The 22,538-nt window shown below is 66.7% G+C and carries 18 protein-coding genes and 1 riboswitch; of the genes, 10 read left to right on the top strand and 8 right to left on the bottom strand.

Annotation, left to right across the window (positions count from 1 at the left end; translation table 11 throughout):
• Nucleotides 1–69: 69 nt before the first annotated feature.
• Nucleotides 70–1,389 carry a UDP-glucose dehydrogenase family protein gene (locus IE88_RS0102460; RefSeq protein ID WP_031549757.1) on the top strand — a complete coding sequence of 440 codons (1,320 nt, stop codon included), beginning with the start codon at nt 70–72 and terminating at the stop codon, nt 1,387–1,389.
• On the opposite strand, the gene IE88_RS0102455 is transcribed toward IE88_RS0102460, so the two are convergent.
• Genes IE88_RS0102455 through rfbF form a run of 6 tightly spaced genes read right to left on the bottom strand, consistent with a single transcriptional unit; the run spans nt 1,362 to nt 7,777 of the window.
• Nucleotides 1,362–2,423 (bottom strand): glycosyltransferase family 2 protein, encoded by a 1,062-nt coding sequence (locus IE88_RS0102455; protein WP_081871385.1) that lies wholly within the window; start codon nt 2,421–2,423, stop codon nt 1,362–1,364. The two genes, IE88_RS0102460 and IE88_RS0102455, sit on opposite strands and share 28 nt — an antisense overlap.
• Entirely contained in the window at nt 2,423–3,373 is a 951-nt protein-coding gene (locus tag IE88_RS0102450) for an NAD-dependent epimerase/dehydratase family protein (protein WP_031549753.1), read from the bottom strand. The genes IE88_RS0102455 and IE88_RS0102450 overlap by 1 nt, the downstream gene beginning before the upstream one ends.
• Nucleotides 3,374–3,375: 2 nt before the next feature.
• Complete coding sequence (locus tag IE88_RS0102445) at nt 3,376–4,614, bottom strand: class I SAM-dependent methyltransferase (RefSeq protein WP_031549750.1); 1,239 nt, start codon at nt 4,612–4,614, stop codon at nt 3,376–3,378.
• Between the two features lie 35 nt (nt 4,615–4,649).
• Nucleotides 4,650–5,837: a DegT/DnrJ/EryC1/StrS family aminotransferase gene (locus tag IE88_RS0102440; protein ID WP_031549748.1), complete on the bottom strand. Its 1,188-nt coding sequence runs from the start codon at nt 5,835–5,837 to the stop codon at nt 4,650–4,652.
• Nucleotides 5,834–6,967, bottom strand: coding sequence for a CDP-glucose 4,6-dehydratase (rfbG, locus tag IE88_RS0102435; protein WP_051881411.1), 1,134 nt, complete (start codon nt 6,965–6,967; stop codon nt 5,834–5,836). Before rfbG ends, IE88_RS0102440 begins: the two co-directional genes overlap by 4 nt.
• A 36-nt stretch (nt 6,968–7,003) precedes the next feature.
• Nucleotides 7,004–7,777 carry a glucose-1-phosphate cytidylyltransferase gene (gene rfbF, locus IE88_RS0102430; protein WP_031549746.1) on the bottom strand — a complete coding sequence of 258 codons (774 nt, stop codon included), beginning with the start codon at nt 7,775–7,777 and terminating at the stop codon, nt 7,004–7,006.
• 188 nt (nt 7,778–7,965) lie between these two features.
• Between rfbF and IE88_RS0102425 the strand changes: the two genes are divergently transcribed.
• Nucleotides 7,966–9,609 (top strand): hypothetical protein, encoded by a 1,644-nt coding sequence (locus IE88_RS0102425; protein ID WP_031549745.1) that lies wholly within the window; start codon nt 7,966–7,968, stop codon nt 9,607–9,609.
• Between the two features lie 7 nt (nt 9,610–9,616).
• Here IE88_RS0102425 and IE88_RS0102420 read toward each other — a convergent pair whose 3' ends face one another.
• A complete protein-coding gene (locus tag IE88_RS0102420; protein WP_162178287.1) occupies nt 9,617–10,990 on the bottom strand; it encodes a lipopolysaccharide biosynthesis protein in 1,374 nt (457 codons plus the stop codon).
• A 225-nt stretch (nt 10,991–11,215) separates the two neighbouring features.
• Between IE88_RS0102420 and IE88_RS16195 the strand changes: the two genes are divergently transcribed.
• From IE88_RS16195 to IE88_RS0102405, 3 genes are all read left to right on the top strand, one after another.
• Complete coding sequence (locus IE88_RS16195) at nt 11,216–12,808, top strand: bifunctional AfsR/SARP family transcriptional regulator/alpha/beta hydrolase (RefSeq protein ID WP_036766475.1); 1,593 nt, start codon at nt 11,216–11,218, stop codon at nt 12,806–12,808.
• A 100-nt stretch (nt 12,809–12,908) separates the two neighbouring features.
• Nucleotides 12,909–13,034, top strand: a complete 126-nt coding sequence (locus IE88_RS18805) for a hypothetical protein (protein ID WP_272945591.1) — start codon at nt 12,909–12,911, stop codon at nt 13,032–13,034.
• A gap of 88 nt (nt 13,035–13,122) precedes the next feature.
• Nucleotides 13,123–14,748, top strand: a complete 1,626-nt coding sequence (locus tag IE88_RS0102405) for a SulP family inorganic anion transporter (RefSeq protein WP_081871382.1) — start codon at nt 13,123–13,125, stop codon at nt 14,746–14,748.
• Nucleotides 14,749–14,761: 13 nt separating this feature from the next.
• Here the strand turns inward: IE88_RS0102405 and IE88_RS0102400 are convergent, their stop codons facing one another.
• A complete protein-coding gene (locus IE88_RS0102400; RefSeq protein WP_031549741.1) occupies nt 14,762–15,775 on the bottom strand; it encodes a hypothetical protein in 1,014 nt (337 codons plus the stop codon).
• Between the two features lie 144 nt (nt 15,776–15,919).
• Here IE88_RS0102400 and IE88_RS0102395 point away from each other — a divergent pair, with 144 nt between their 5' ends.
• The 5 genes from IE88_RS0102395 to IE88_RS0102365 all read left to right on the top strand — a co-directional run bounded on the left by IE88_RS0102395 (nt 15,920) and on the right by IE88_RS0102365 (nt 22,292).
• Nucleotides 15,920–17,095, top strand: a complete 1,176-nt coding sequence (locus IE88_RS0102395; RefSeq protein ID WP_036766474.1) for a serine hydrolase domain-containing protein — start codon at nt 15,920–15,922, stop codon at nt 17,093–17,095.
• A 60-nt stretch (nt 17,096–17,155) separates the two neighbouring features.
• Nucleotides 17,156–18,073 carry a hypothetical protein gene (locus tag IE88_RS17035; RefSeq protein ID WP_156032315.1) on the top strand — a complete coding sequence of 306 codons (918 nt, stop codon included), beginning with the start codon at nt 17,156–17,158 and terminating at the stop codon, nt 18,071–18,073.
• A gap of 4 nt (nt 18,074–18,077) precedes the next feature.
• A riboswitch (TPP riboswitch) is annotated at nt 18,078–18,174 on the top strand.
• Nucleotides 18,175–18,214: 40 nt separating this feature from the next.
• A complete protein-coding gene (gene thiC, locus IE88_RS0102385) occupies nt 18,215–20,137 on the top strand; it encodes a phosphomethylpyrimidine synthase ThiC (protein WP_031549737.1) in 1,923 nt (640 codons plus the stop codon).
• A gap of 118 nt (nt 20,138–20,255) precedes the next feature.
• Nucleotides 20,256–21,314 (top strand): DUF262 domain-containing protein, encoded by a 1,059-nt coding sequence (locus IE88_RS17760; protein WP_081871381.1) that lies wholly within the window; start codon nt 20,256–20,258, stop codon nt 21,312–21,314.
• Between the two features lie 777 nt (nt 21,315–22,091).
• Nucleotides 22,092–22,292 carry a DUF167 domain-containing protein gene (locus IE88_RS0102365; RefSeq protein WP_051881408.1) on the top strand — a complete coding sequence of 67 codons (201 nt, stop codon included), beginning with the start codon at nt 22,092–22,094 and terminating at the stop codon, nt 22,290–22,292.
• Nucleotides 22,293–22,538: the final 246 nt, after the last annotated feature.

Here is a 22,538-nt window from a genome sequence, read left to right as displayed (position 1 = left end):
GGCCGGTGCGGCCTTTGCAGGGCCCGGCCCATTACCTAAGACCGATCTGCACCTGAAAGGGAACTTGCTATGCGCGTCGCGATGATCGGAACCGGCTATGTCGGCCTCGTCTCCGGAGCCTGCTTCTCCGATTTCGGCCACACGGTCGTCTGCGTGGACAAGGATCCCAGCAAGGTCGAGCGGCTCGAGCGCGGCGAGATGCCGATCTACGAGCCCGGACTCGAGACGCTGGTCGAGAAGAACGTCTCCGAGGAGCGGCTCTCCTTCACGGGATCCCTCGCCAAGGCCATGCCCGGCGCCGATGCGGTCTTCATCGCCGTCGGAACGCCGTCGCGGCGCGGCGACGGGTTCGCGGACCTCTCCTATGTCTATGCCGCGGCGCGCGAGGTGGCGGCGCTGATCGACGGCTATACCGTGATCGTCACCAAATCGACCGTGCCGGTCGGCACGGGCGCGGAGGTCGAGAAGATCATTCTCGAGGAGCGTCCGGATCTCGTGCCCGGAAAGGACTTCTCCGTCGCCTCGAACCCCGAATTCCTGCGCGAGGGCGCGGCGATCGAGGATTTCAAGCGGCCCGACCGCGTCGTCGTCGGCGCCGAGGACGACAAGGCGCGCGGCGTGATGCGGGAGCTCTACCGCCCGCTCTACATCAACGAGACGCCGATCCTGTTCACCAATCGCGTGACTTCCGAGCTGACCAAATACGCCGCCAACGCCTTCCTTGCGACCAAGATCACCTTCATCAACGAGATGGCGGATCTGTGCGAGAAGGTCGGCGCCGACGTCCAGCAGGTCGCCAAGGGCATCGGCCTCGACGGCCGCATCGGCGCGAAGTTCCTGCATGCGGGCCCCGGCTATGGCGGCTCCTGCTTCCCCAAGGACACGCTCGCCCTCGTCCGCACGGCGCAGCAGCACGGCGCGCCGAGCCGCATCGTCGAGGCGGTCGTCGGCATAAACGACGAGCGCAAGAAGAAGATGGCGGCCCGCGTCGCCGAGGCGGTGGGCGGAGACCTGTCGGGCAAGACGGTCGCGGTGCTCGGCCTGACCTTCAAGCCGAACACGGACGATATGCGGGACAGCCCCTCCCTCGACATCCTGCCGGAGCTTCAGCGCATGGGCGCCAAGGTGCGCGCGCACGATCCCGAAGGCATGGAAGAGGCGCAAAAGCACCTCGAGGACATTCTGTACTGCGACGGGCCCTATCACGCGCTCGAAGGCGCGGACGCCTGCGTCATCGTGACGGAGTGGGACGCCTATCGCGCGCTCGATCTTGGCCGCGTCAAGTCGATGATGAACGAGCCCGTCCTGGTCGACCTGCGCAATGTCTACGACCCGGCGACGATGCGCGAAGCGGGCTTCGCCTACAGCTCGATCGGGCGGCCTTCCTGAACGGCGCTCTTCGGCTTCGCCGCCCGGCCACCGCCGTTGAGATGCCGCAAGGAGGGGGAGGGCGCGGCGTCTGCGCGTGAAGATCCGGGGGGCGGGGCGTTCACCACCGCCTCGATGATCGGATAGGGGCGCCGCTTCGCCTGCAGGAAGACGCGTCCGAGATATTCCCCGATCACGCCGAGGAAGAGCGCGTTCAGCGTGATCGAGATCAGGAGCAGGACGGTGGTCGTCGCAAAGCCCGCCGGCCAGTCCTGTCCGAAGAACAGCCTGCCGAACAGATAGACGAAGGCGACCAGGAAGGTCAGCAGGGCGACTGCCAGGCTCGTCAGCGTGGCGATGCGCAGCGGCACGAGCGAGTGGTTGAGGACGCCGTCGACCGCCAGGCTCAGCATGGCGCGGAAGGGAAACTTGCTCTCGCCCGCCACCCGCGCCCGCCGGTCGTAGGGCAGCGGCACCTGCGAGAAGCCCATCGAACTGATCAGCCCGCGCAGATAGGGCGAGGTGTCCTCGACGATGGCCAGCTCGTCCAGGATGCGACGGTCGACGAGGCGGAATTCGCCTGCATCGGCTGGAAGGTCGTCCTCGCTGATCGCGCGGATGAAGCGGTAGAAGAGGCGCCGGCTCGCCGCCGTCACGGGGCCGTCCTTCAGCGTCTTGCGGACGCCGTAGACCACGGCATGCCCCTCGCGCCACAGCTCCAGCATGCGCGGGATGAGCTCGGGCGGGTCCTGAAGATCGCAGTCGATCTGGACCGCGCAGTCGCCGCGCGCCGCCTTGTAGGCGACGAGGAGCGAGCGCTGATAGCCGACATTGCGCGAGAAGCGGATCACCCGCACCCGCTCGTCGGTCTTCGCGATCCCCCGCAGCAGATCGAAGGTCCGGTCGGTCGAATGATTGTCGGTGAAGACGAGCTCGAAGCTGTAGCCCGGCAGTTCCTCGAAGACGGCTTTCACCGCCTCGTGGACGGCATGCACGTTCTCTTCCTCGTTGAAGGCGGGCACCAGGACCGAGACGAGGATGGGATCTTGGGGCATCAGATGGCCTCTTCGGCTGGCTGCGGCGCGGGGAAAGCATGGACGAGACGCGCCAGTCCCTCCTCGAGCGGCACCTTCGCACGCCAGGAGAGGAGGGACTGCGCCGCCTGCGGATCGCAGGACAGGACGTCGTCCGCGCCGGCATTGGCGGGACCGTAGGACAGAAGCGTTCCGGGCGCGCCGGTCAGCCGGGACAGGATCCGGGCGACCTGCTTCATGGTCGGCGCTTCTCCCGAGCAGATATTGAGCACCGTCCCCGTCGGCACCGGCGTCCGCAACGCCGCAAGGAGGGCGGCCGTGACATCGTCCACATGGATCAGGTCGCGCCGCGCGGCGGGCCTGGCCACGGTGACGGGTTCGCGCTCGGCAAGCCTGCGGATGATTCTTGGAATGAGGAAGCTCTCGTCCTGCCCCGGTCCATAGGTCAGGCCGAGACGCAGGTTCAGGAGGCGGAAGGGCGTCTTGCCGGTCAGGCTGCCCAGCATGACCGACCCGGCCAGCGCGCCGGCGCCATAGGGGGTGCTCGGGCGCGGCAGCGTCTCCTCCGTATGGGGAGGAGGCGCGCTGCCATATTCGGCCAGCGTCCCGGTCCTGACGAGCAGGAAGGGCGGCTCCTGCGCCTCGGCCGCCGCAGAGACCACACGCATGAGGTTCGTCACGTCCTCGGACAGGAAGCGCCGGGCTTCGGCGATGGCATCCTGCCCGCCCGGCCGCGTCCGGCAGGCCAGGTGATAGACGGCCTCCGGCCTGGCCCGGGCGAAGGCCCCGGCGAGCGCGGGCGCATCGTCCAGCTCGAGCCGGACGATGCTCACCGCCGTGCCGAGCGGCGCCAGGCGGCGCAGGTCGGCGGAGGGTCTCACCGCCGCCGTCACCTCATGCCCGTCTGCGGCGAGGCGCGCGACGAGATGCGAGCCGACAAAGCCGTTCGCGCCGGTGACGAGGACCCGCAAGGCTACCGCTCCGCTGGCGCGGAGCCGATGAAGCGCGGCGTGGGCAGGGGCGCGAGAAGGCGGCCGCCCCTCGACAGGAAGCCCTCCTGCTGCGCCCGGATCTCGTCGAGGAAGTTCCAGGCCAGCACCAGAAGGACGTCCACGCTCTCTTCCTCCACCGCCTCGACGCTGCGGACCGGGATCTTCATGCCCGGCGAGAGGAGGCCCTGCTTGAGGGGGCTCCTGTCGACGAGGAAGGGCAGGAGGTCAGGCCCGATCCCGAAGAAGTTGAGAAGCGTGTTCCCCTTGGCCGGCGCGCCATAGCCCGCGAGCTTCAGGCCCTGGGCCTTCGCGTCCTCCAGCATCTCGAGGAGCTCGGCGCGGATGTCCTGCACCCGCCCGGCCAGCGCGTCATAGGCCTCGGCCGAGAGCACACCCGCCGCCTTCTCCTCGGCCAGAAGCGTGGTGACGGCCTCGGTCTTCTTCGCCCCGTTGCGCTTGACGAAGACGCGCATGGACCCCGCATGGACGTCCATCTTCACCACGTCGCCCACCGTCATGTCGAAGAACTCGGCGAGCTTCTGGATCGACAGCAGGCTGAACTCCGAGACATGCTCCTGGTAGATCGTGTCGAAGGCGTTGTATTCGAGCAGCTTGTCGGCCCGCGGAACCTCGATGACGAAGGTCCCGTCCTCCGCGAGAAGGATATCCACCCCCGCCATGAAGTCGTGCAGGTCGCCGATATGGTTGAAGGTGTTGGTGGTGACGATCACGCTCGCCCGGCCGTTCCGGTCGAGGACGTCCCGCGCCGTCTGCGGGCCGAAATAGGCGACATGGACCTCGACGCCCCGCTCGTTCGCCGTCTCGGCCAGGTTGGCGGCCGGGTCGATGCCCAGCGTCTTGGCGCCCTTGTCGTTGCACTTCATCAGGAGAAGGCCGTCATTGCAGCCGATATCGACGATCAGCCCGCCACCGGCCTCGGCGACGAGCCGCTCGGCGAGGGCGTCGAAATGCCCGTGCATGGTCGTCGCGGCCGAGGGCACGTAGAGATAGTGCCGAAAGAAATCCTCGGGGATCTGGTCGGCGACCTGGATCAGGCCGCAGTTCAGGCAGGCCTGCGCGTTCAGCGCAAAGGCGGGCTGCGGCTTGTCCGCGTCCTCGGGACGGACGAACATGTTCGCCGGCGGATGATCTCCCAGAGGAAGGAACAGGTAAGGGTCCGGGGCCCTGCAGGCCCGGCATGCGCTCAACGTTTCGGCCATCTCTTCTCCCCCTTCATGCGTCCGACGCGGCAGCGTCAGAACTGCTCCGCGAAAGCCGCGAAGCTTTCATGCATGTACTCGATCTGCTCGTCCGTCAGGCCATGATGGCAGGCGAGCAGCACGCCGCCGCGCATCACGGCATCGGCGACAGGATATCCCTCATCGCGCGTCTTCGCCGTGACCCCCTTCATGGCGGGCTGGCGCAGGATGTTCCCGGTAAAGACGACCCGCGTCTGGATGTCGCGCTTCTCCAGGAAGATCTGCATGTCGCGCCGCGAGAAGGGCGCGCCCTCGCGCAGGGTGAGCGGGAAGGCGAGCCAGCCCGTGCGCGCCTCCTCCATCTGGCGGGGCAGGACGAACCAGTCCTCATAGGCCTTGAAGAAGTCGAGCTGCCGCGCGAAATTCCGCTCCCGCGCGGCGATGTTCCGCTCCAGCTTGTCGACCTGGACGAGGCCGAAGGCCGCGCCCATCTCCGATGGCTCGACATTGTAGCCAAGGCGCTCGAAGACGAATTTCGCGTCATAGCTGAAGCCGCCGACCTCGACGTCGAAGCGGTTCTCGACCGCCTCGCTCTCCACGAAGAGGGAGGAGGAGCGGCCCCAGCTGCGCAGGAGCAGCGCCTCGCGCGCCAGCGCCTCGTCATTGACGCAGAGCATGCCCCCATTGCCGCCCGCATTGATGACATGGCTGCCGTAGAAGCTCGTCGTGCTGATGTCCGACCGCGTCCCCGTGCTCTTTCCGCGCAAGGTGGCGCCGAGCGTGTCCGCGCTGTCCTCGATGACGAGGAGGCCGTGCCTGTCCGCCACCGCGCGGATCGCGTCCCAGTCGGGCAGATTGCCGATCAGCGAGGGAATCATCACCGCCTTGGTCCGCTCGGTGACCATCTCCTCGATCGCGTCCGTATCGATATTATAGGTGCCCGGCGCCACGTCGACGAAGGCGGGGACGAGGCCGCACCGCACGATCGGCGCCACCGTGGTCGCGAAGGTGAGGGCCGGCGTGATGACCTCGGCGCCCTTGTCCAGCCCCGCGATCTCCATGGCGATATAGTTCGCCGAAGAGCCCGAATTGACCATGATGCCGAAGCGCTTGGCGAAGAGGTCGGAAACCCGCGCCTCCATCCTGCGCACATGCTCGCCCATCTGCGTCGACGTCTTCAGCACATGCGTGACGGCGTCGATCTCTTCGTCGCCATGCACGGTCTGCCCGTAATTCACTCTCATCCTCGTCCCCCTTCGCCCGGTGCGGCGGCCGGTGCGGACGCACAGGCCAGGTCTTCATAGGTCTCGATCTGTTCAAGGCTGAGGGCGCGCATGTCAGCGCCCTCGGCGAACCCTCTGTACCAGGACACGGTCCGTCCGATCGCCGCCTCGAAGGAGAGGGCGGGCGACCAGCCCAGCTGAACCTGCGCCTTGGTGCTGTCGAGGCGGAGGATTTTCGCTTCGTGGGGGCCGCCGGGCGCGGTGCCGAGCGACAGCTCGGGCCGCCCGCCCCAGCCGTCGCGGAAGGCGCGCGCAAAGCGTCCGACCGGCGCGACGGCTGCCGGGTCGGGGCCGAAATTCCAGCCCTCTGCCGCCGAAGCGTCGCCCGAGAGCAGGCGCTCGGCGACCAGGAGATAGCCCCAGAGCGGCTCCAGCACGAATTGCCAGGGGCGGACGCTCGCGGGGTTGCGGATCGTCACCGTCTCGCCCGCGATCGCCGCCTTGGCGAGGTCGGGGCCGAGCCGGTCCTGCGACCAGTCGCCGCCGCCGAATACGTTCCCGGCCCGCACGCTCGCAAGGAGGGCCTGGCCTTGCGAGAAGAAGGAACGGCGATAGGCGCTCGCGATCAGCTCGGTGCAGCCCTTGGACGCGCTGTAGGGATCGGCGCCGCCCATCGGGTCGCTCTCGCGATAGCCCCAGACCCATTCCCTGTTCTCGTAGCACTTGTCGCTCGTCACCACGATCACGCCGGACAGGGAGGGCATGCGCCGCGCCGCTTCAAGAACGACGGCCGTGCCGGTGACGTTGGTCGCGATGGTCTCGACCGGCCGTTCATAGCTTGGACGCACGAGCGCCTGGGCGGCCATGTGGATGACGAGATCCGCGTCCACCCCTTCTGCGGCGCGTGCGAAGTCTTCCTCGTGCCGGATGTCGCCAACGCGGGTTTCGACGAGGTCCCCGATGCGGGCAGTGACGAACAGGTCCCGCTCGTCGCGCGGGGGCAGGGCGATTCCGGTCACCTCCGCGCCGAGGCGGGACAGCCACAGGCTCAGCCAGGCGCCCTTGAACCCCGTATGGCCGGTCAGGAGGACCCGCTTTCCCGCAAGCGCGCGGCGCACGCGGGAAAGCGGGGAAGCGTTCGGATCGTCCATCGGGCTCATCGCTCCCTCGCCATCCCCCAGCACGGCTCAATCGCCGTACTGCCTCCAGGGCGGGGCGCCGTCCTCGCACAGGCCGTTGAGGTGATCGCGGTCCCGCACCGTGTCCATCGGGTGCCAGAATCCGGGATGCTTGTAGGCGGCGAGCTGCCCGTCGCGCGCGATGGCCGCCAGGGGCCCGCGCTCCAGCGGCTGCTCGTCGCCCTCGATATAGTCCAGGACGCCCGGTTCGAAGACGAAGAAGCCGCCATTGATCCACGCTTCCTTGTGCTGGACCTTCTCGGAGAATTCGGTGACCTCGCCATCGTCGATCTCGAGGCTGCCGAAGCGGGCGGCCGGCTGCACGGCCGTCACCGTGGCGAGCTTGCCGTGCTTCTTGTGGGTCTCGATCAGCGCCGGAATGTCGATATTCCCGACACCGTCCGAATAGGTCACCATGAAGGGCTCGCCCTTCAGCCAGTCGCGAAGGCGCAGAAGCCGTCCGCCGGTCATGGTCAGCTCGCCCGTGTCCACGACGGACACGTTCCAGTCCATGTCGCCGCAGGGCTGCAGCTTCATGCGGCCGTCGCCCAGCGCCACCGTGAAATCGTTGTTCATCAGGTGCAGGTCCCGGAAGAACCGCTTGATGAGGATCGACTTGTAGCCGCAGGCGATGATGAAGTCGCGGAACCCCCAATGCGAATAGGTGTCCATCACGTGCAGCATGATCGGCCGGCCGCCGACCTCCACCATCGGCTTTGGAATGCGAACGGTCTCTTCGGCCAGGCGGGAGCCCAGGCCCCCTGCCAGCAGGACGGTTTGCATGACCATCCCCCTCTCTCTTCAGCCGGTCCCCGAACCGGCCCCCGGGCAGAGTGTCCCCTCTTCGGCGGCTTTAGGCAAGAGAGCGGACTGCCCGTCCCGCTTGCCGGGCTGTAAATTCCTTCCCTAGGGTCGGGGCGCACCCGGCCGGCCTCCCGGCGCGGCCGGCATGCGAAGGGGGAAGGGGAGAGGTGACCATCGCCGCCGCGCAGGCTGCGCCTTTGCGCCCGTCATCCATCCGCGCAGGCGGGCGGATCGGCGCCGTGCTGCTCGCCGCCGCCGCCGCGCTCGTTCTTCTCGGCGTCTTCTTGCGGATCATGACCTTCGAGATGCGCAATGACGAGCATCTCTATGCGCCGCCGGCCGTGCTGCTGGACGAGATGCGCCTCTACGAGGACGTCTTCTACAATCACACGCCCGCCTCGGCCTGGCTGTTCCGCGCCGCGGCGCTGCCCTTTGGCGGCGAGCGCGTCCTGCTGCCCGCCCGCCTCGCCGTCTTCTGTGCCTGGATCGTGTTCGCAGGGCTCGTCTTCTGGGCCGGACGGCGCTTCGGCGGCAGCGCGCTGCTCGGCGCCGCGCTCGTGATCCTGATACTGACGAACGACTATCTCATGGGCGTTTCCGGCGTCACCGCGACGAACAACATCCTGCCGCTGCCGATCGCCTTTGCGGGCCTGTCGCTCTTCGTGCTGGGGGCGGGCGGCCCGCAGGGGGCTGCGGCGGGGGGCGCCCCTTCAATGCCCCGGTCCGGCCTCGTCTTCGTGGCCGGCATCCTTCTGTCGGCGGCGATCCTGTTCAAGGTCAATGCGGTCGCCTTCGCCTTCGCGGCCGCGCTCGGCAGCCTCTTCCTGCCCGCAGGACTGGGCGCGGCGGACCGCCTGCGCAGGGTGACCCTGCCATTGGCGCTGGGCGGGCTGGCCGGGGCGCTGCCGCTCCTGCCGCTCGTCCTGCGCGGCCCGGCGACCTTCTGGGCCAATGTCGTGGCCTATCACACCGGTCCGCACAGGGACTGGTGGGCCGGGGCGGCGGAAACCGAACCCGGCCTCGCCCTGTCGCTGTCCGGAAAGGTCTTCCTGGCTTATGACGTCTACGGATCGGGCGCCAACCTCCTCCTCTTCGCGCTCTGCGTGATCGGGCTCGTCCTCTTCGCCGCGCAGAGGGGGCGTTTCCGCTTCGGGCAGGAAGAGCGCTGCGTCCTGTTCTTGCTGATCGCCCTCCTGATCCCGCTCGGAATGGCGTTCCTGCCCACGCCGTCCTTCCCGCAATATTTCGCGCCGCCGCTCGTCGTTCTGCCCCTTCTCGCCGCGATCCTCTGGCGCAGCCTGGGCCTTGCCGGAAAGGCCGTGCCCGCGCAGGTCATGACCGGCGTTCTCCTCCTCGGCCTCGCGCTCGGGCTGCCGCGCCTTCTTCTGGCCGCGCCGGCGCTCGCCGATCCTTCGGGCTGGACGGTGAACCGCATCCACGCGGAAGGCGTGGCCCTGCGCCGCGCCATCGAAGCGGAGGGGCAGGCAGGGCCCGTCGCCACTCTCCTGCCGGTCTATCCGCTCGAAGCGGGCCTGCCGGTCTATCCCGAATTCGCCACGGGCCAGTTCGCCTACCGCACGGGCGATCTTCTGAGGCCCGAGCTTCGGGCGCGCTATGTGACCACCGCGCCCTCCGACGTCGAAGCCTTCCTCGCCGCCGACCCGCCCGCCGCCCTGCTTTTGGGCTTCGTGCCCGAGATCGAGGCGCCGATGCGCCGCTTCGCGCGCGAGAACGGCTATCGTCAGGTGCCGGATTTCTCCGTCACCGACCGCTACGGATCCGGAGAGCTCTGGGTCCGCAAGGACCGCTGACGCGCGTTCAGCCGGGCCCCGGACCGGCGGCGCGCTCCGTCCTCCGCAGGGCGAGGAGGAAGGCGGCCGAAAGGCTGATCAGCCAGACGAGGCCCTGAAGCACATGCGCGACATTGGCGCCCATCGCGCCCATCCGCGGCAGGAGGAGGGGCGCCGCGGCGAAGAAGACGCCGGCTCCGGCGAGGGAGATCCAGAAGATCTCCGTCTCCCGCCCCAGCGCCAGGAGGCCCGACCGGGCGATCGTGCCGCACAGGAACAGCGCGATGGCGACGATCTGGACCTTGAGAAGGCTTCCTGCGGGCGCGAAGCTGTTCCCGGCGAACAGGACGATGGCGGGTTCGGCGACGACCAGGACGAAGCCGACGCCGAGAACGCAGGCCGCCGCGATGAGGATTTCGGACTGGACCACCGCGCGGCGGAACGCGGCCCGCTCGCCGGCCGCCCAGAGGCGCGCGAGCTCCGGAAAGACCACGACCTGCAGCTGCCCGCCCGCCTGCTCGGCGAATTTCGCGACCCGTTTGGCGATGTGGTAGAAGCCGGCCGCCGCCGGGCCGATGATCGCGCCGACCAGCAGCACGTCGACCTGCTGGGAACTCGCCCGCAGGGTCAGGCCGAAATTGGCCACCAGGGAAAAGCGCCAGATGCCGGGAAAGCGCTGCCTCAGCCCGACCATGGGCTCGCGCAGAAAGCCGAGGCACTGCCGCGCGGCGAGCTCCCGCCCCGCCGCGGCCAGGAGGAGGACCGCGCCGAGCGCCTGCGTGGACGCCCAGATCAGCACGAAGGCCATGAGCGGCCAGCCGAGAAGATATCCAAGCGCCGACAGGACGACCCGCAGGCTCATGGTGACGACCTGCACATAGGCGACCGCCCGGAAGCGGCCCGCCAGCCGCAGGACGCCGACGGGGGTGCCGTTGATCGCGATCAGGAGCGTCGCCGCATAGACCACGGCATAGCGGGAGATCTCCTCGCTCCAGCCGAACAGGCTCTGCCCCATCAATGCGAGCGTCACCGCCAGGGCGAAGCCGCCCACCGCCGTGGACAGGTCCAGCAGGAAGGCGAATTTGACGATGGTCCTGAAATCGGCCGAGTCCTGGGCGCGCTCGGCCTCTGCGCCATAGCGGATCAGCGGCTGCCACGTCTGGAAGCTCAACAGGCGTTCGATCGTCTGGACGTAGACCGTGACGAGGGCGAGGGTCCCATAGGCGGCCGGGCCCAGCGTGCGCGCGGCGAAGGCGGTGGTCAGGAGGCTCAGGCCCGCCGCGCCGAAATTCCCCGCGAGGAGATGCGAGACGGCGAACAGCCGGGTCCGCAGCGCCTGCTCCTGGCCGATCACGCTCAGCGCCCGCCGAGCGTTCTTGAAGGACATCTGCAAAGAACTCACCCGCGGCCTGCCTCGCCTCTCCTCCAGCCCCCCGGACGGCAGTCGGAGGACAGTACTCGCGAAAGCGTGCGCCTTCCAGCGATGAGCGCAGCCTCCGCAGGTCCTGAGCCCCTCCTGCCAAGCTAAGTACAGGAGGCGACTGCGCTTCCGTTCCGCAGCGGAATTCACTGGCCAGACGGCCTTCGAGCCGCGATGATCGTGTGCCGGGGCGCGCGGAGAGGCGCCATGGAAGAACGGACCTTCACGGTATTGGGCGAGCTCGCGGTGAGTGCGGGAGGCGCGCCTCTCGGCCTGCCGCCATCGCGCAAGACGCGCGCGCTCCTCGCCTATCTTCTTCTCACCGGCCGTCCGCAGCGGCGGGACCGGCTCTGCGAGCTCTTCTGGGAGTTGCCGGACGATCCGCGCGGTGCGCTGCGCTGGTCGCTCAGCAAGCTGCGCGGGGTGGTCGACGGGGCCGGCCGGCAGCGCCTCCGCGCGGATCGCGAGCGGGTCGTCCTGTGCCTTGCGCCCCGGGACGAGGTGGATCTCTTCTCGATCCGCAAGGTCGCTGCGGACAGCGCCGCCGATATCGAGGATCTGCGCACGGCCTTCGAAAGCGCGAGCCAGCCTCTCCTGGCAGGCTGCGATCTTCCCGATGCGCAGAGCTTCCATGCCTGGCTGACGGCCGAGAGGGCGGCGCTCGACCGGCTGAGGGGGGATCTTGCGGCCGCTCTGGCCCGGCATCCCCTGATGCCGCCGGACGAGCGCCTGTGCTGGGCCGATGCCTGGCTCTGGGCCGCGCCCTACAGCGACGAGGCCGCGAGGACCGCGCTCGAGGCGCGGCGCCGCCTCGGGCGGCGAGAAGACGCCGATGCGCTGGCCGGGATGCTCGATACGCGCTTCCGCACGGCAGGGCTGCGGCTCGATGAGGCCGCGACGCCGCCGGCCGGCCCTCCGCCCGCGCCCGACCCGCGCACCCTGTCGCGCCGCCTTCTCGAGCGGCAGCGGACCCATTTCTGCACCGCGCCCGGCGGCGTCACCCTCGCCTGGGCCGAGATGGGGGAGGCGAAGGCCCCGCGCATCGTCAAGGCCGCGAACTGGCTCACCCATCTGGAGCTCGACTGGGACGCGCCGGTCTGGTCGGGCATCTTCGACGCGCTGACGCAGGCCCACTGCCTCCTGCGCTATGACGAGCGCGGCTGCGGCCTGTCGGACTGGGATGTGCCCGAGCTGACCTTCGACACCTTCGTCGCCGATCTCGAAGCCGTGGTCGAGGCGGCGGGCGCCGAGCGCTTCGCCCTTCTCGGGATCAGCCAGGGCGCCGCCGTCTCGGTGGAATACGCCGTGCGGCACCCAGAGCGGGTCTCCCACCTCATCCTGATCGGGGGCTATGCGGCGGGCTGGCGCTTCACGGCCACGCCCGAGGCGGCGCGGGAGGCCGAGGCCATCATGGTCCTCACAGAGACCGGCTGGGGACGGAACAATCCCGCCTACAGGCACATCTTCTCCCAGGCCTTCATGCCCTCGGCGACGCAGGAGGAGCTCCAGTGGTTCGACGATTTCCAGCGCCGCACGACCTCGCCGGAAAACGCCGTCCGCTTCCTGCAGGCCTTCTCCGAGATCGACGTGCGGCACAGGCTGTCCGAGGTCCGCGCGCCGACGCTCGTCATGCACGCCCGGCGCGACAGGCGGGTCGCATTCGCGGCGGGGCGGGCGCTGGCCGCCGGCATTCCCGGCGCGCGTTTCGTCGGGCTCGATACGGACAGCCACCTGCCGCTGTCGCGGGAGCCGGCCTCGCGCGTGATGATCGAGACGATCGAGCGCTTCCTCGCCACGTGAATTCCACGGTTTCGCGCGACATCTCCACACCCGTTCAAACGGTGCTTCACACGCGGGGCGCGCATCTTCTCCTCGACGCAGAACACAAGGAGAGACCCCGATGCGTACATCCAATTCGAACCGCTGGAACTTCGGCACCGTCTTCGGCTCGCTGCTTCTGATGGTCGCCTATGTCACGCCCGTCGCCGCCTATGGCGCGATCCTGGGCCAGTTCGTCGGCGCCTGAAGAAGGGCGCCCCTTCGGGGGCGCCCTTGCTGCATCGCACAAAACGCGCTAGCGGCCGGATCGTTTCTTTCCCCAAGCCCGGACCGCCATGACCAGCAACACGACCGCGACCTTGTTCGCGGACGGCTTCTCGGCCGTTCGCGGCTATGCCGACCGCACCGCCAAGGAGTGGCGGAGCCTCACGCCCGCCACCTTCAAGACCGAGACCCTGTCCGGCCTGACGGTGGCGCTCGCCCTGGTGCCGGAGGCGGTGGCCTTCGCGCTGGTCGCCAATGTCAACCCGCTGGTCGGCCTCTATGCCGCCTTCATCGTCGGCCTGATCACCGCGCTCTTCGGCGGGCGTCCCGGCATGATCTCGGGGGCGACCGGCGCTCTGGCCGTGGTCATGGTCGAACTCGTCTCCTCCCATGGCGTGGAATATCTCTTCGCCACGGTGGTCCTGATGGGGCTGATCCAGCTCGGCGCGGGCCTGATGCGCTGGGGCAAGTTCATCCGCATGGTGCCCTATCCGGTCATGCTGGGCTTCGTGAACGGCCTCGCCATCGTCATCGGCCTCGCCCAGCTCGAACAGTTCCAGGTCTCTGACGGGGCAGGGGGGCATGAATGGATGTCCGGCACCGCGCTCTATCTCTCGCTCGGCCTCGTCGCGCTGACGATGGCGATCATCTGGGGCCTGCCCAAGGTGACGAGAATCATTCCCGCGCCGCTCGCCGCCATCGGCGTCGTGGCGGGGCTCGTCATCGGCTTCGACCTGCCCGTGCCGCGCGTCGGCGACCTCGCCAGCATCAAGGGCGGCCTGCCGCCCTTCCACATTCCGGGCGTGCCCTTCGACCTCGAAACGCTCGGCATCATCCTGCCCTATGCTGTCATCCTCGCGGCCATCGGCCTGATCGAGTCGCTCCTCACCCTGAACCTCGTCGGCGAGATCAAGGGCGAGAAGGGCGGCGCCAGCCAGGAATGCGTGGCGCAGGGCGCCGCGAACGTCGTCACCGGCTTCTTCGGCGGCATGGGCGGCTGCGCCATGATCGGCCAGTCCATGATCAACGTGAAATCGGGCGGCCGCACGCGGGTCTCCGGCACGCTTGCCGCGCTCTTCCTCCTCGCCTTCATCCTCTTCGCCTCCGGCCCCATCGAGCAGATCCCGCTCGCGGCGCTGGTCGGCGTCATGTTCATGGTGGTGATCGGCACCTTCGCGTGGAAGTCGGTCCAGATCCTCGCCCGCGTGCCCAAATCCGACGCGCTCGTCATCCTCGCCGTCACCGTCGTCACGGTGATGGAGGATCTGGCGGTCGCCGTGGTCGTCGGCATCGTCATCTCGGCGCTGGTCTTCGCGTGGAAGCAAGCGACCCACATGCACATCGCCAGGACCGAGGAAGAGGATGACGCCAAGGTATATTACGTGGCGGGCCCGCTCTTCTTCGGCTCGACGCAGAGCTTCGGCGATCTCTTCCATCCCAAGGACGACCCCCAGCACGTGGTGATCGACTTCAAGCAGGCGCGCGTCGCCGACCATTCAGGCCTCGCCGCCATCGATGCGCTCGCTGGCCGCTATGCCGCCCGCGGCAAGGACCTCCGCCTGCGCCATCTCAGCCCCGACTGCCGCAGGCTCCTGACGACCGCCGGCCAGCTGATCGACACCCTGCCGGACGATCCGGACTACCCCGTGGCCGCCGATTACCGCGTCCGCACGGGGCGGACGGATACGGGGCATTGAGGGCGCGGGAGGGCTAGTGCTGGATCACGAAGGGTCCATCGATGAGAAGGCTGAGCGCCTGAAGTCGAAGGTGCGCATTGGCCTTCGGGTCATCAGCGATGCTTTTCGCGATCGAGCGCAGATCGGTCCGCAAAGCTTCATCCTCGGGACGATCTCCCACCGGATAGAGATAGTAGGCGGCGGCGAGTCTGACTTCCGGCGCGGGGTCGGTTAGCGCGTTCTCGGCCAAGCCTGTACTCGCACTTGGTCGTACCTCGTGGCTCAGCACCGTTCCGAACGCAGCGGCACGGATCTGCGGCTCCGGATGATGCTGCGCATGGCTTCGCAGCGTCGCTTGCATTCCCCGGGAACGAAGGCTGGGATCGAGATACTGTATCTGATGAATTGCGGCCATAAGGGCAGGACCGCCCCGTTCGCTCGTCAGATGACGCTCCAAGAGCGCGATGTCCTGCGGGTTCTTCCACCATTCGAACGGCAAGGCCCAGATGCCGCGTGCGCGAATTGTCTCTTCGGGTGACCGGACCATCATTTCGACCATTTCGCGCTTGGCAGGTGGTGAGAGACTCGCTTCGAGCAGAAGCAATTCCTCGCTCCACTCCTCCGGCGGATCCGTTTGGCGACTGACCACGCCAAGAAATCGGCTGAGTCGGTTCCGGTCCCCGCTGATCGCCGCAGCGACGCCTTGGAGGTTGCGCATCAGCCGTTCGCTCCCTTCCTCCTCCAACCTGCCATCAATCCAACGGTCGGCAAGGTCGGCGGCGCAGGCTTCGTCGCAGGCCGCCGCCTCCTTCGGCTCGACCGCGTCCTCGATGGGCCCCGCATCGGCTCGGTCCGCCTCGACCGCGACGAGCGGTGCAGCCTCGGCATCTCCCGCAGCGGGCTGCACCTCCGCGAGCAGGTCCCGCCCAAGCGCGGCCTCGGCCCCCTCGGCCCCGGCCCCTCCCGCGCGCATGTCCTGCACCAGCAAGACCCCGCCCGCGCCGAGTACCATCCCGAACAACGCGGCTGCCGCCAATCGCAAGATCATCTTCGCCCCCGTTCCGCTGCAAGCCTGCGGCGACGCGGGCAGGACGGCAACCCCTCCGCTTCGCACGGGAAACGCTGAACCTTTCCCGTGCCTTCGCATCCGGCGACTGCCAGAAGGATGCCGCGACAGCGACGGAGCGGACGGATGCGGATTCTCTTGGCAGCAACAGTGCTCTTCTTCGGCACGGCGCAGGCGCAGACGGGCTACGTCCCCGGCCCCCATCCTGCCTGGGACACCCGCGCGCCCCAAGACCTCGGCCTCGACCCCGAAAAGCTCCAGGCCGCCATCGACTTCGCCGTCGAGAACGAGACCAAGTTCCCGCCCGAGCTGGCGGAGGTCGCCGATGTCCGCGACCTCTCGCTGACCGTCCCGCTGACCTGGGCGCGCGAGCCCTTCTCCTCGCCCATCGGTCCCTTCGAGCCGCGCGCGGCATCGAACGGCATCATCCTGAAGGACGGCTATATCGTCGCCGAATGGGGCGAGACGGACGCGGTCGACATGACCTTCTCGATCTCCAAGACCTTCCTCTCGCATATGGCGGGGCTCGCCTTCGACCGGGGGATGCTCGACCCGGACACCGCAATGCTCGATACCATCGATCCGCCAACGGAGGATTTCGCCCTGCCGCACAACCGGCCGATCACCTGGGATCAGATGCTGCGCCAGACCTCCGGCTGGATCGGCACGCTCTGGGGCAAGCCATGGTGGGCCGACCGCCCGCAGGGCGAGGAACCCTGGTCCGACCTCGCCGCAGGTCCGCCCGAGCCGGGCGAGCACTGGGAATATAACGACGTCCGCGTCAACGCGCTGGCGCTCGCTCTGACCCATCTCTGGGACCGTCCGCTGCCGGAGGTTCTGAAGGAGGGGGTGATGGATCCCATCGGCGCCTCGGATGACTGGCACTGGGAGGGCTACGAGAACTCCACCATCGACCTTGGCGGCGAGCCGGTCGAGGTCGTCTCCGGCGGCGGCCATTGGGGCGGCGGCATGTTCGTCTCCGCCCGCGACCTCGCGCGCCTCGGGCTCCTGGGCCTTCGGCGCGGGGAATGGGGCGGCGAGCGCATCCTGTCGGAGGACTGGGTCGAGCGCGCGACCACCCCGACCGGACCCGAGCCCGGCTATGGCTACATGAACTGGTTCCTCAACACCGGGCAGGAGCGTTTCCCCGCGGCGCGCGAGGACGCGGTCGCCTATCTCGGCGCGGGGACGAACATGGTCTTCATCGACTACGAGCACGACCTCGTGGCCGTGGTCCGCTGGCTCGACCGCGAGACCCTCTCGGAATTCATCGGTTTGTTACTCGACGCGGCCGCGGATTGACCTACCCTCACTGGAATTGACCTCGCGCCGCAAAGGCGCCGGGCCAGCGCAGTAGGGGCCATGATGCCACAGACGTGGTTAGAGGGGTTGCAGCAGGCACCGGGGGCCGTCGGCCGCATGCGCTGGCGCGGGCGCCAGGTCGCGCCCTATGTCGAGCCGCTATCCGCGGCGTTGCGCCAACGGGTCGCGCCGCGCCTTCGCATCCTGACGACCCCGCGCAGCCCCTCCATCTATCAGGCCCTGACGCTGTTCTGCGCCCTCAATGGCGACCGGATCGTGACGGCCGAAGAGGCGGCGGACGGCGCCCCCCATGACCTCGCCATCCGCTTCGGCGAGGGCGACATGCCCCATGTCGCAGGCGGGGTGCCGATCCTGAACCGCGCCTGCGAGGACATCTCCAAGCGCCATGTCGAGCAGGTCTTCGAAGAGGTCTTCGGCTACGCCCTCGCCGTCGATCCGCTGACCCATGACGGCCCGCTTGTCGAGAAATCCGACGAGAACTACCGGCATGACGGCCGTATCGTTCAGGGGCCGCTGCCGCCCGAACGGGTGCGCGGCGAGGCCGTCTATGAGCGCCTCGTCGACACGGTGAAGGACGGCGAGGCGCGCGACCTGCGCACCTATGTCTGCGGCGGCGCCGTCCCGCTCGTCTTCGTCAAGCGGCGGCCCGAGGTAAAGCGCTTCGCGGCGGCCGAGAACACCTCCGTCACCGCGCATGAGGCCGAAGAGGTCTTCAGCGCTGACGAGATCGCGCAGATCGGGCGCTTCTGCGTGGCCATGGGCCTCGATTACGGCGTGCTCGACGTCCTGCGCGACCGGCATGACGGCCGCATCTATATCGTGGACGTCGCCAACACGCCCGCCTGGCCGCCGAACGGCCTGCCGGTGGAGGAGGGGCGCCGCACCGCCCGCATCCTCGCCAAGGCCTTCCGCCGATTGACTGACGACGTCCTTGCGGGACGCTCCCCGCGCCACTAGCCTGCGATCAGCCGAGGGGCACCCCGATGAGCGGGGTTGAGACGCTACCCTTCGAACCTGATCCGGCTGACACCGGCGTAGGGACGGCGGACGACAGGGCATTCCCCTCCCGCGCGTCCCCTCGAAAGAGGAGACACGACCATGAACAAGCCCACCCATCAGAGCGAGTTCGCCACCCCCAAGGTCACGACCGGCCCGCTGCCCGCCAGCGAGAAGCGCTATGTCCGCTCCGCCCGGTTCGAGGACGTCGCCGCCCCCGTCCGCTACATCTCCGTGCACGAGAGCGCGAATGAGCCGGACCTGCCGGTCTACGACCCCTCCGGCCCCTACACCGAAGAAGGCTTCGTCCCCGACGTCGAGGCCGGCCTCGCCCGCAAGCGCACCGCCTGGATCGAGGGGCGCGGCGGCGTCGCCGAATATGACGGCCGCGAGGTCAAGCCGGAGGACAATGGCGGCGCCGCCGGCAAATATCTCGCCCGCGAATTCCCCGTCCGCAACGCGCCCCTGCGCAAGACCGGCGACGGCCCGCTGACCCAGCTCGAATATGCCCGCGCCGGCGTCGTCACGCGCGAGATGGAGTATATCGCCATCCGCGAGAATCTCGGCCGGCAGGAAGCGCTCGCCTCCGCCGCGGAAACCCTTCGCGACGGCCAGGGCTTCGGCGCCGAGCTGCCCGAATTCGTCACCGGCGAATTCGTGCGGGACGAGGTCGCGCGCGGCCGCGCGGTCATCCCCGCCAACATCAACCACCCCGAGGCCGAGCCGATGATCATCGGCCGGAACTTCCTGACCAAGATCAACGCCAATATCGGCAACTCCGCGGTCGCGTCTTCCGTCGAGGAAGAGGTCGACAAGATGGTCTGGGCCACGCGCTGGGGCGCGGACACGGTGATGGACCTCTCCACGGGGCGCAACATCCACAACACCCGCGAATGGATCATCCGCAACTCGCCCGTGCCCATCGGCACCGTGCCGATCTACCAGGCGCTCGAAAAGGTGGGCGGCGTCGCCGAAGACCTCACCTTCGACATCTTCATGGATACGCTGGTCGAGCAGTGCGAGCAGGGGGTGGACTATTTCACCATCCACGCCGGGGTCCGCCTGCCCTTCATCCACCTGACGGCGGACCGCGTGACCGGCATCGTGTCGCGCGGCGGCTCGATCATGGCCAAGTGGTGCCTCGCCCATCACAAGGAGAGCTTCCTCTACACTCGCTTCGAGGAGATCTGCGAGCTGATGCGCGCCTACGACGTCACCTTCTCATTGGGTGACGGCCTGCGCCCCGGCTCGACCGCCGACGCGAATGACCGGGCCCAGTTCGCAGAGCTCGAGACCCTGGGCGAGCTGACCAAGATCGCGTGGAAGCATGGCTGCCAGGTGATGATCGAGGGGCCGGGCCATGTCGCCATGCACAAGATCAAGGCGAACATGGAAAAGCAGCTCGAGGTCTGCGGCGAGGCGCCGTTCTACACGCTCGGCCCGCTGACGACCGACATCGCGCCGGGCTACGACCACATCACGAGCGGGATCGGCGCGGCCATGATCGGCTGGTTCGGCACGGCCATGCTCTGCTATGTGACGCCCAAGGAGCATCTGGGCCTGCCCAACCGCGACGACGTCAAGACCGGCGTCGTCACATACAAGCTCGCCGCCCATGCCGCCGACCTCGCCAAGGGCCACCCGGCCGCCCGCCTGCGCGACGACGCCCTCAGCCGCGCTCGGTTCGAGTTCCGCTGGGAGGACCAGTTCAACCTCTCGCTCGACCCCGAGACCGCGCGCGACTTCCACGACCAGACCCTGCCGAAGGAGGCGCACAAGACCGCCCATTTCTGCTCCATGTGCGGCCCGAAATTCTGCTCGATGAAGATCACCCAGGACGTGCGGGATTACTCCGCAGGCCTCGGCGACAACGAGAAGCGCGCGCTGGAGGAGATGTCCGAGGCCGAGCGCCAGCGCGGCATGGAGACCATGAGCGCGAAATATGCGGAGGTCGGCGGGCGGCTCTATGTGAGCGAGGAGCGCGCCGAGGAGGAGACGGTGACGGCTGAGGATGTGGCGGGGTGATAAGACTCAGCGTATGTTGCTGTGGATTCGGAATCAGACTGTAGCACTCAATCAATCGCAGTAGGCGCGCTGAGCTTTCGATCCGACCGTTGTGGAAATAAATACGAAGGGAAAGTTTATGGCTGGATCGTCTCAGCAGACTTATACTATTGCTGATTTTGTTGAATGGCATGAAAAAGACATGCTCGAACTGTCCCCAGATTTTCAACGTGGAGATGTTTGGACACCGGCAGCTCGGACGTTCTTAATCGATACAATACTCAAAGGTCTCAGTATACCACAAGTCTATATAAGAACGCGGGTAGATACAAAAAAGAAGGTTAGCATAAGAGAAGTTGTTGATGGGCAGCAGCGATTGAAAGCCATACTGGACTTTGCGTCAGACAAGTTACGGCTGTCAACAAAGAGTAATGACTTCTCTGGTAAAAAGTATAGTTCATTAACCGATGATGAGCAGGAACAGTTTCTCTCTTATCAAATCGCAACGGTTCAGCTTATCAACGCAAAAGACGAGGATGTGCTAGAGGTATTTGCGAGGCTGAACTCGTATAGTGTGAAGGTAACGCCGCCTGAATTGAGGCATGCTAAGTACTCTGAGCCAATAAAGTGGGCGGTATGGAATTTAGCTCAAGCCTACCGCGGATTCATAACTGATAACCATATACTGACTACTCGTGACGTTGTTCGAATGAAGGACAACACTCTAGTTGCTGAGTTGATGAGGGCATTGATCTCGGGGATTCAAGATGGGGGAGAGCAAAAAATTGATGCGTTTTACAGGGCAAAGACAAAGGAGGACGAGAATTATTTCGAATCATACAGGGAAAAATTTGATGAGATGATTGGCCATATAAAGAAAGTGTATGAATATGATCTGTCGGAAACAACGTTCTTCGATGCTCCAAACTTCTTGATATTGTTCTACGTCGTGTCGGCAAAATTTGGGTACCTACCGGAGAACTCGCAGAATGAAAAGGCAAAGGCCGCGCCTATAGAATCCTTCAAGGATATAGATGACGATAAGCTTATTGATGCTCTTCGTAAAGTTGCAGTTGCGGTTGAGAACAACGAAGCCGACGGTCCCCATGCCCGATTTGTGATCAATTCGAAATCATCAACTCAACGTCTTGCTCAACGCTTGTCGCGCTTTCAGCATTTGGCAAGCCTTGTGAATTGATGTGCCCGATAATTATTTACGAATATTCGGTGTTATCAAGAAGCTTTCTGATGAAATTGAAAGCCTGAACGGGGCGGATCGACATGATCGGCTTGTGCGGCATGCTCTAGAGATTGAGACATTTGCCCGATGGGAGCAGCTTGTAAGATCCTATTTATTACATCAAGCTGCAGTGGCTCATAGGCCAAGTCGTCAGCAACGGCGCTTGCATACAAATGCGGTTCTCCGACAGTATCTTAATCGCGGCGCTCGAGCCCGCCGGGAGCCGAATTGGACGATACCTCAGGAGTGTATCAGTTTCACGAACTTAATGGCGCCCCAAGTGGCAAACGACGTATCGACTCTTTTTGGGCAAACTCCATGGGCTCTTGACGATTTCCGGCACTACCGGAACTTTATTGCACACCGCTCAGAGGAGGCGGCTATAAAGCTCAAAAGTAAAGTCAACGTTGATGATTCGAGACTATACACATTCCCTACAGAGAATGTAGGCGCCTTGGGTGAAACCCGTATGAGTATTTGGGTGGACGAGATGGAGGCAATCGTTGGCTTACTGCCATGAGGTTTGGGTGTGGGCTAAGCGTTATATATAGATCAGTATCAAATCAGCCCAACACTCGCTAAGTAGCTTCTGAGGTTTTGTCACAGGAGAAACCGGTCTGGGCTAATTTCATTCATGCACATCCCCCTCCGCGTCACCCCGAACGCCGCCGCGCCCTCTGTCGGCGGCACGCATGATCCCGGCGCGGAGGCCGGCCGCCGCGCCTGATCGTCCGGGTGACGGCGCCGCCCGAGGGCGGGCGGGCGAACCGGGCCGTGCTGAAGCAGATGGCGAAGGCGCTGGGCGTGCCGAAATCCTCCCTCTCGATCGAAAGAGGCGAGCGCGGGCGGGACGAGCTGCTCGCGGTCCAAGACCCGCCGGAGGGGCTCGAAGCGCGGGTGGCGGGGCTCCTCCGCGCTCATGTGGCGGAGCGGTAGCGCGACTGAAGTGCGCTCATGTAGCGGAGCGATAGCGCGACCGAGATGCGCGTAGGGTGGATCGTGATCCACCACGGACCCCGCCGCCGGATGGTGGATCATGATCCACCCTACAGGGCCCGTAGGGCGGCTGCCCTGCACGGTGCCCGGCGGCTCTTGCGGCGTCGCGGCAGCCGCGTGTCGCCGAGGCCGCTTCGCGCGCCTGCCGCAACGGCTTTCGCCGGGGGCTGGGTTCGCGGCGGGGCA

Origin of the sequence: Parvularcula oceani, assembly GCF_000733125.1 — a bacterium.
Lineage (GTDB): Bacteria > Pseudomonadota > Alphaproteobacteria > Caulobacterales > Parvularculaceae > Parvularcula > Parvularcula oceani.
This window is presented reverse-complemented; position numbering and strand designations above follow the sequence as displayed.

Coding starts and splice junctions, on each gene's coding strand:
- IE88_RS18805 (WP_272945591.1), top strand. CDS start 12,909: ATGCGTACATCCAATTCGAACCGCTGGAACTTCGGCACCGTCTTCGGC.
- IE88_RS0102445 (WP_031549750.1), bottom strand. CDS start 4,614: ATGGCCGAAACGTTGAGCGCATGCCGGGCCTGCAGGGCCCCGGACCCT.
- rfbF (WP_031549746.1), bottom strand. CDS start 7,777: ATGCAAACCGTCCTGCTGGCAGGGGGCCTGGGCTCCCGCCTGGCCGAA.
- thiC (WP_031549737.1), top strand. CDS start 18,215: ATGAACAAGCCCACCCATCAGAGCGAGTTCGCCACCCCCAAGGTCACG.
- IE88_RS17760 (WP_081871381.1), top strand. CDS start 20,256: ATGGCTGGATCGTCTCAGCAGACTTATACTATTGCTGATTTTGTTGAA.
- IE88_RS16195 (WP_036766475.1), top strand. CDS start 11,216: ATGGAAGAACGGACCTTCACGGTATTGGGCGAGCTCGCGGTGAGTGCG.
- IE88_RS0102405 (WP_081871382.1), top strand. CDS start 13,123: ATGACCAGCAACACGACCGCGACCTTGTTCGCGGACGGCTTCTCGGCC.
- IE88_RS0102400 (WP_031549741.1), bottom strand. CDS start 15,775: ATGATCTTGCGATTGGCGGCAGCCGCGTTGTTCGGGATGGTACTCGGC.
- IE88_RS0102395 (WP_036766474.1), top strand. CDS start 15,920: ATGCGGATTCTCTTGGCAGCAACAGTGCTCTTCTTCGGCACGGCGCAG.
- IE88_RS17035 (WP_156032315.1), top strand. CDS start 17,156: ATGATGCCACAGACGTGGTTAGAGGGGTTGCAGCAGGCACCGGGGGCC.
- rfbG (WP_051881411.1), bottom strand. CDS start 6,967: ATGGACGATCCGAACGCTTCCCCGCTTTCCCGCGTGCGCCGCGCGCTT.
- IE88_RS0102440 (WP_031549748.1), bottom strand. CDS start 5,837: ATGAGAGTGAATTACGGGCAGACCGTGCATGGCGACGAAGAGATCGAC.
- IE88_RS0102460 (WP_031549757.1), top strand. CDS start 70: ATGCGCGTCGCGATGATCGGAACCGGCTATGTCGGCCTCGTCTCCGGA.
- IE88_RS0102455 (WP_081871385.1), bottom strand. CDS start 2,423: ATGCCCCAAGATCCCATCCTCGTCTCGGTCCTGGTGCCCGCCTTCAAC.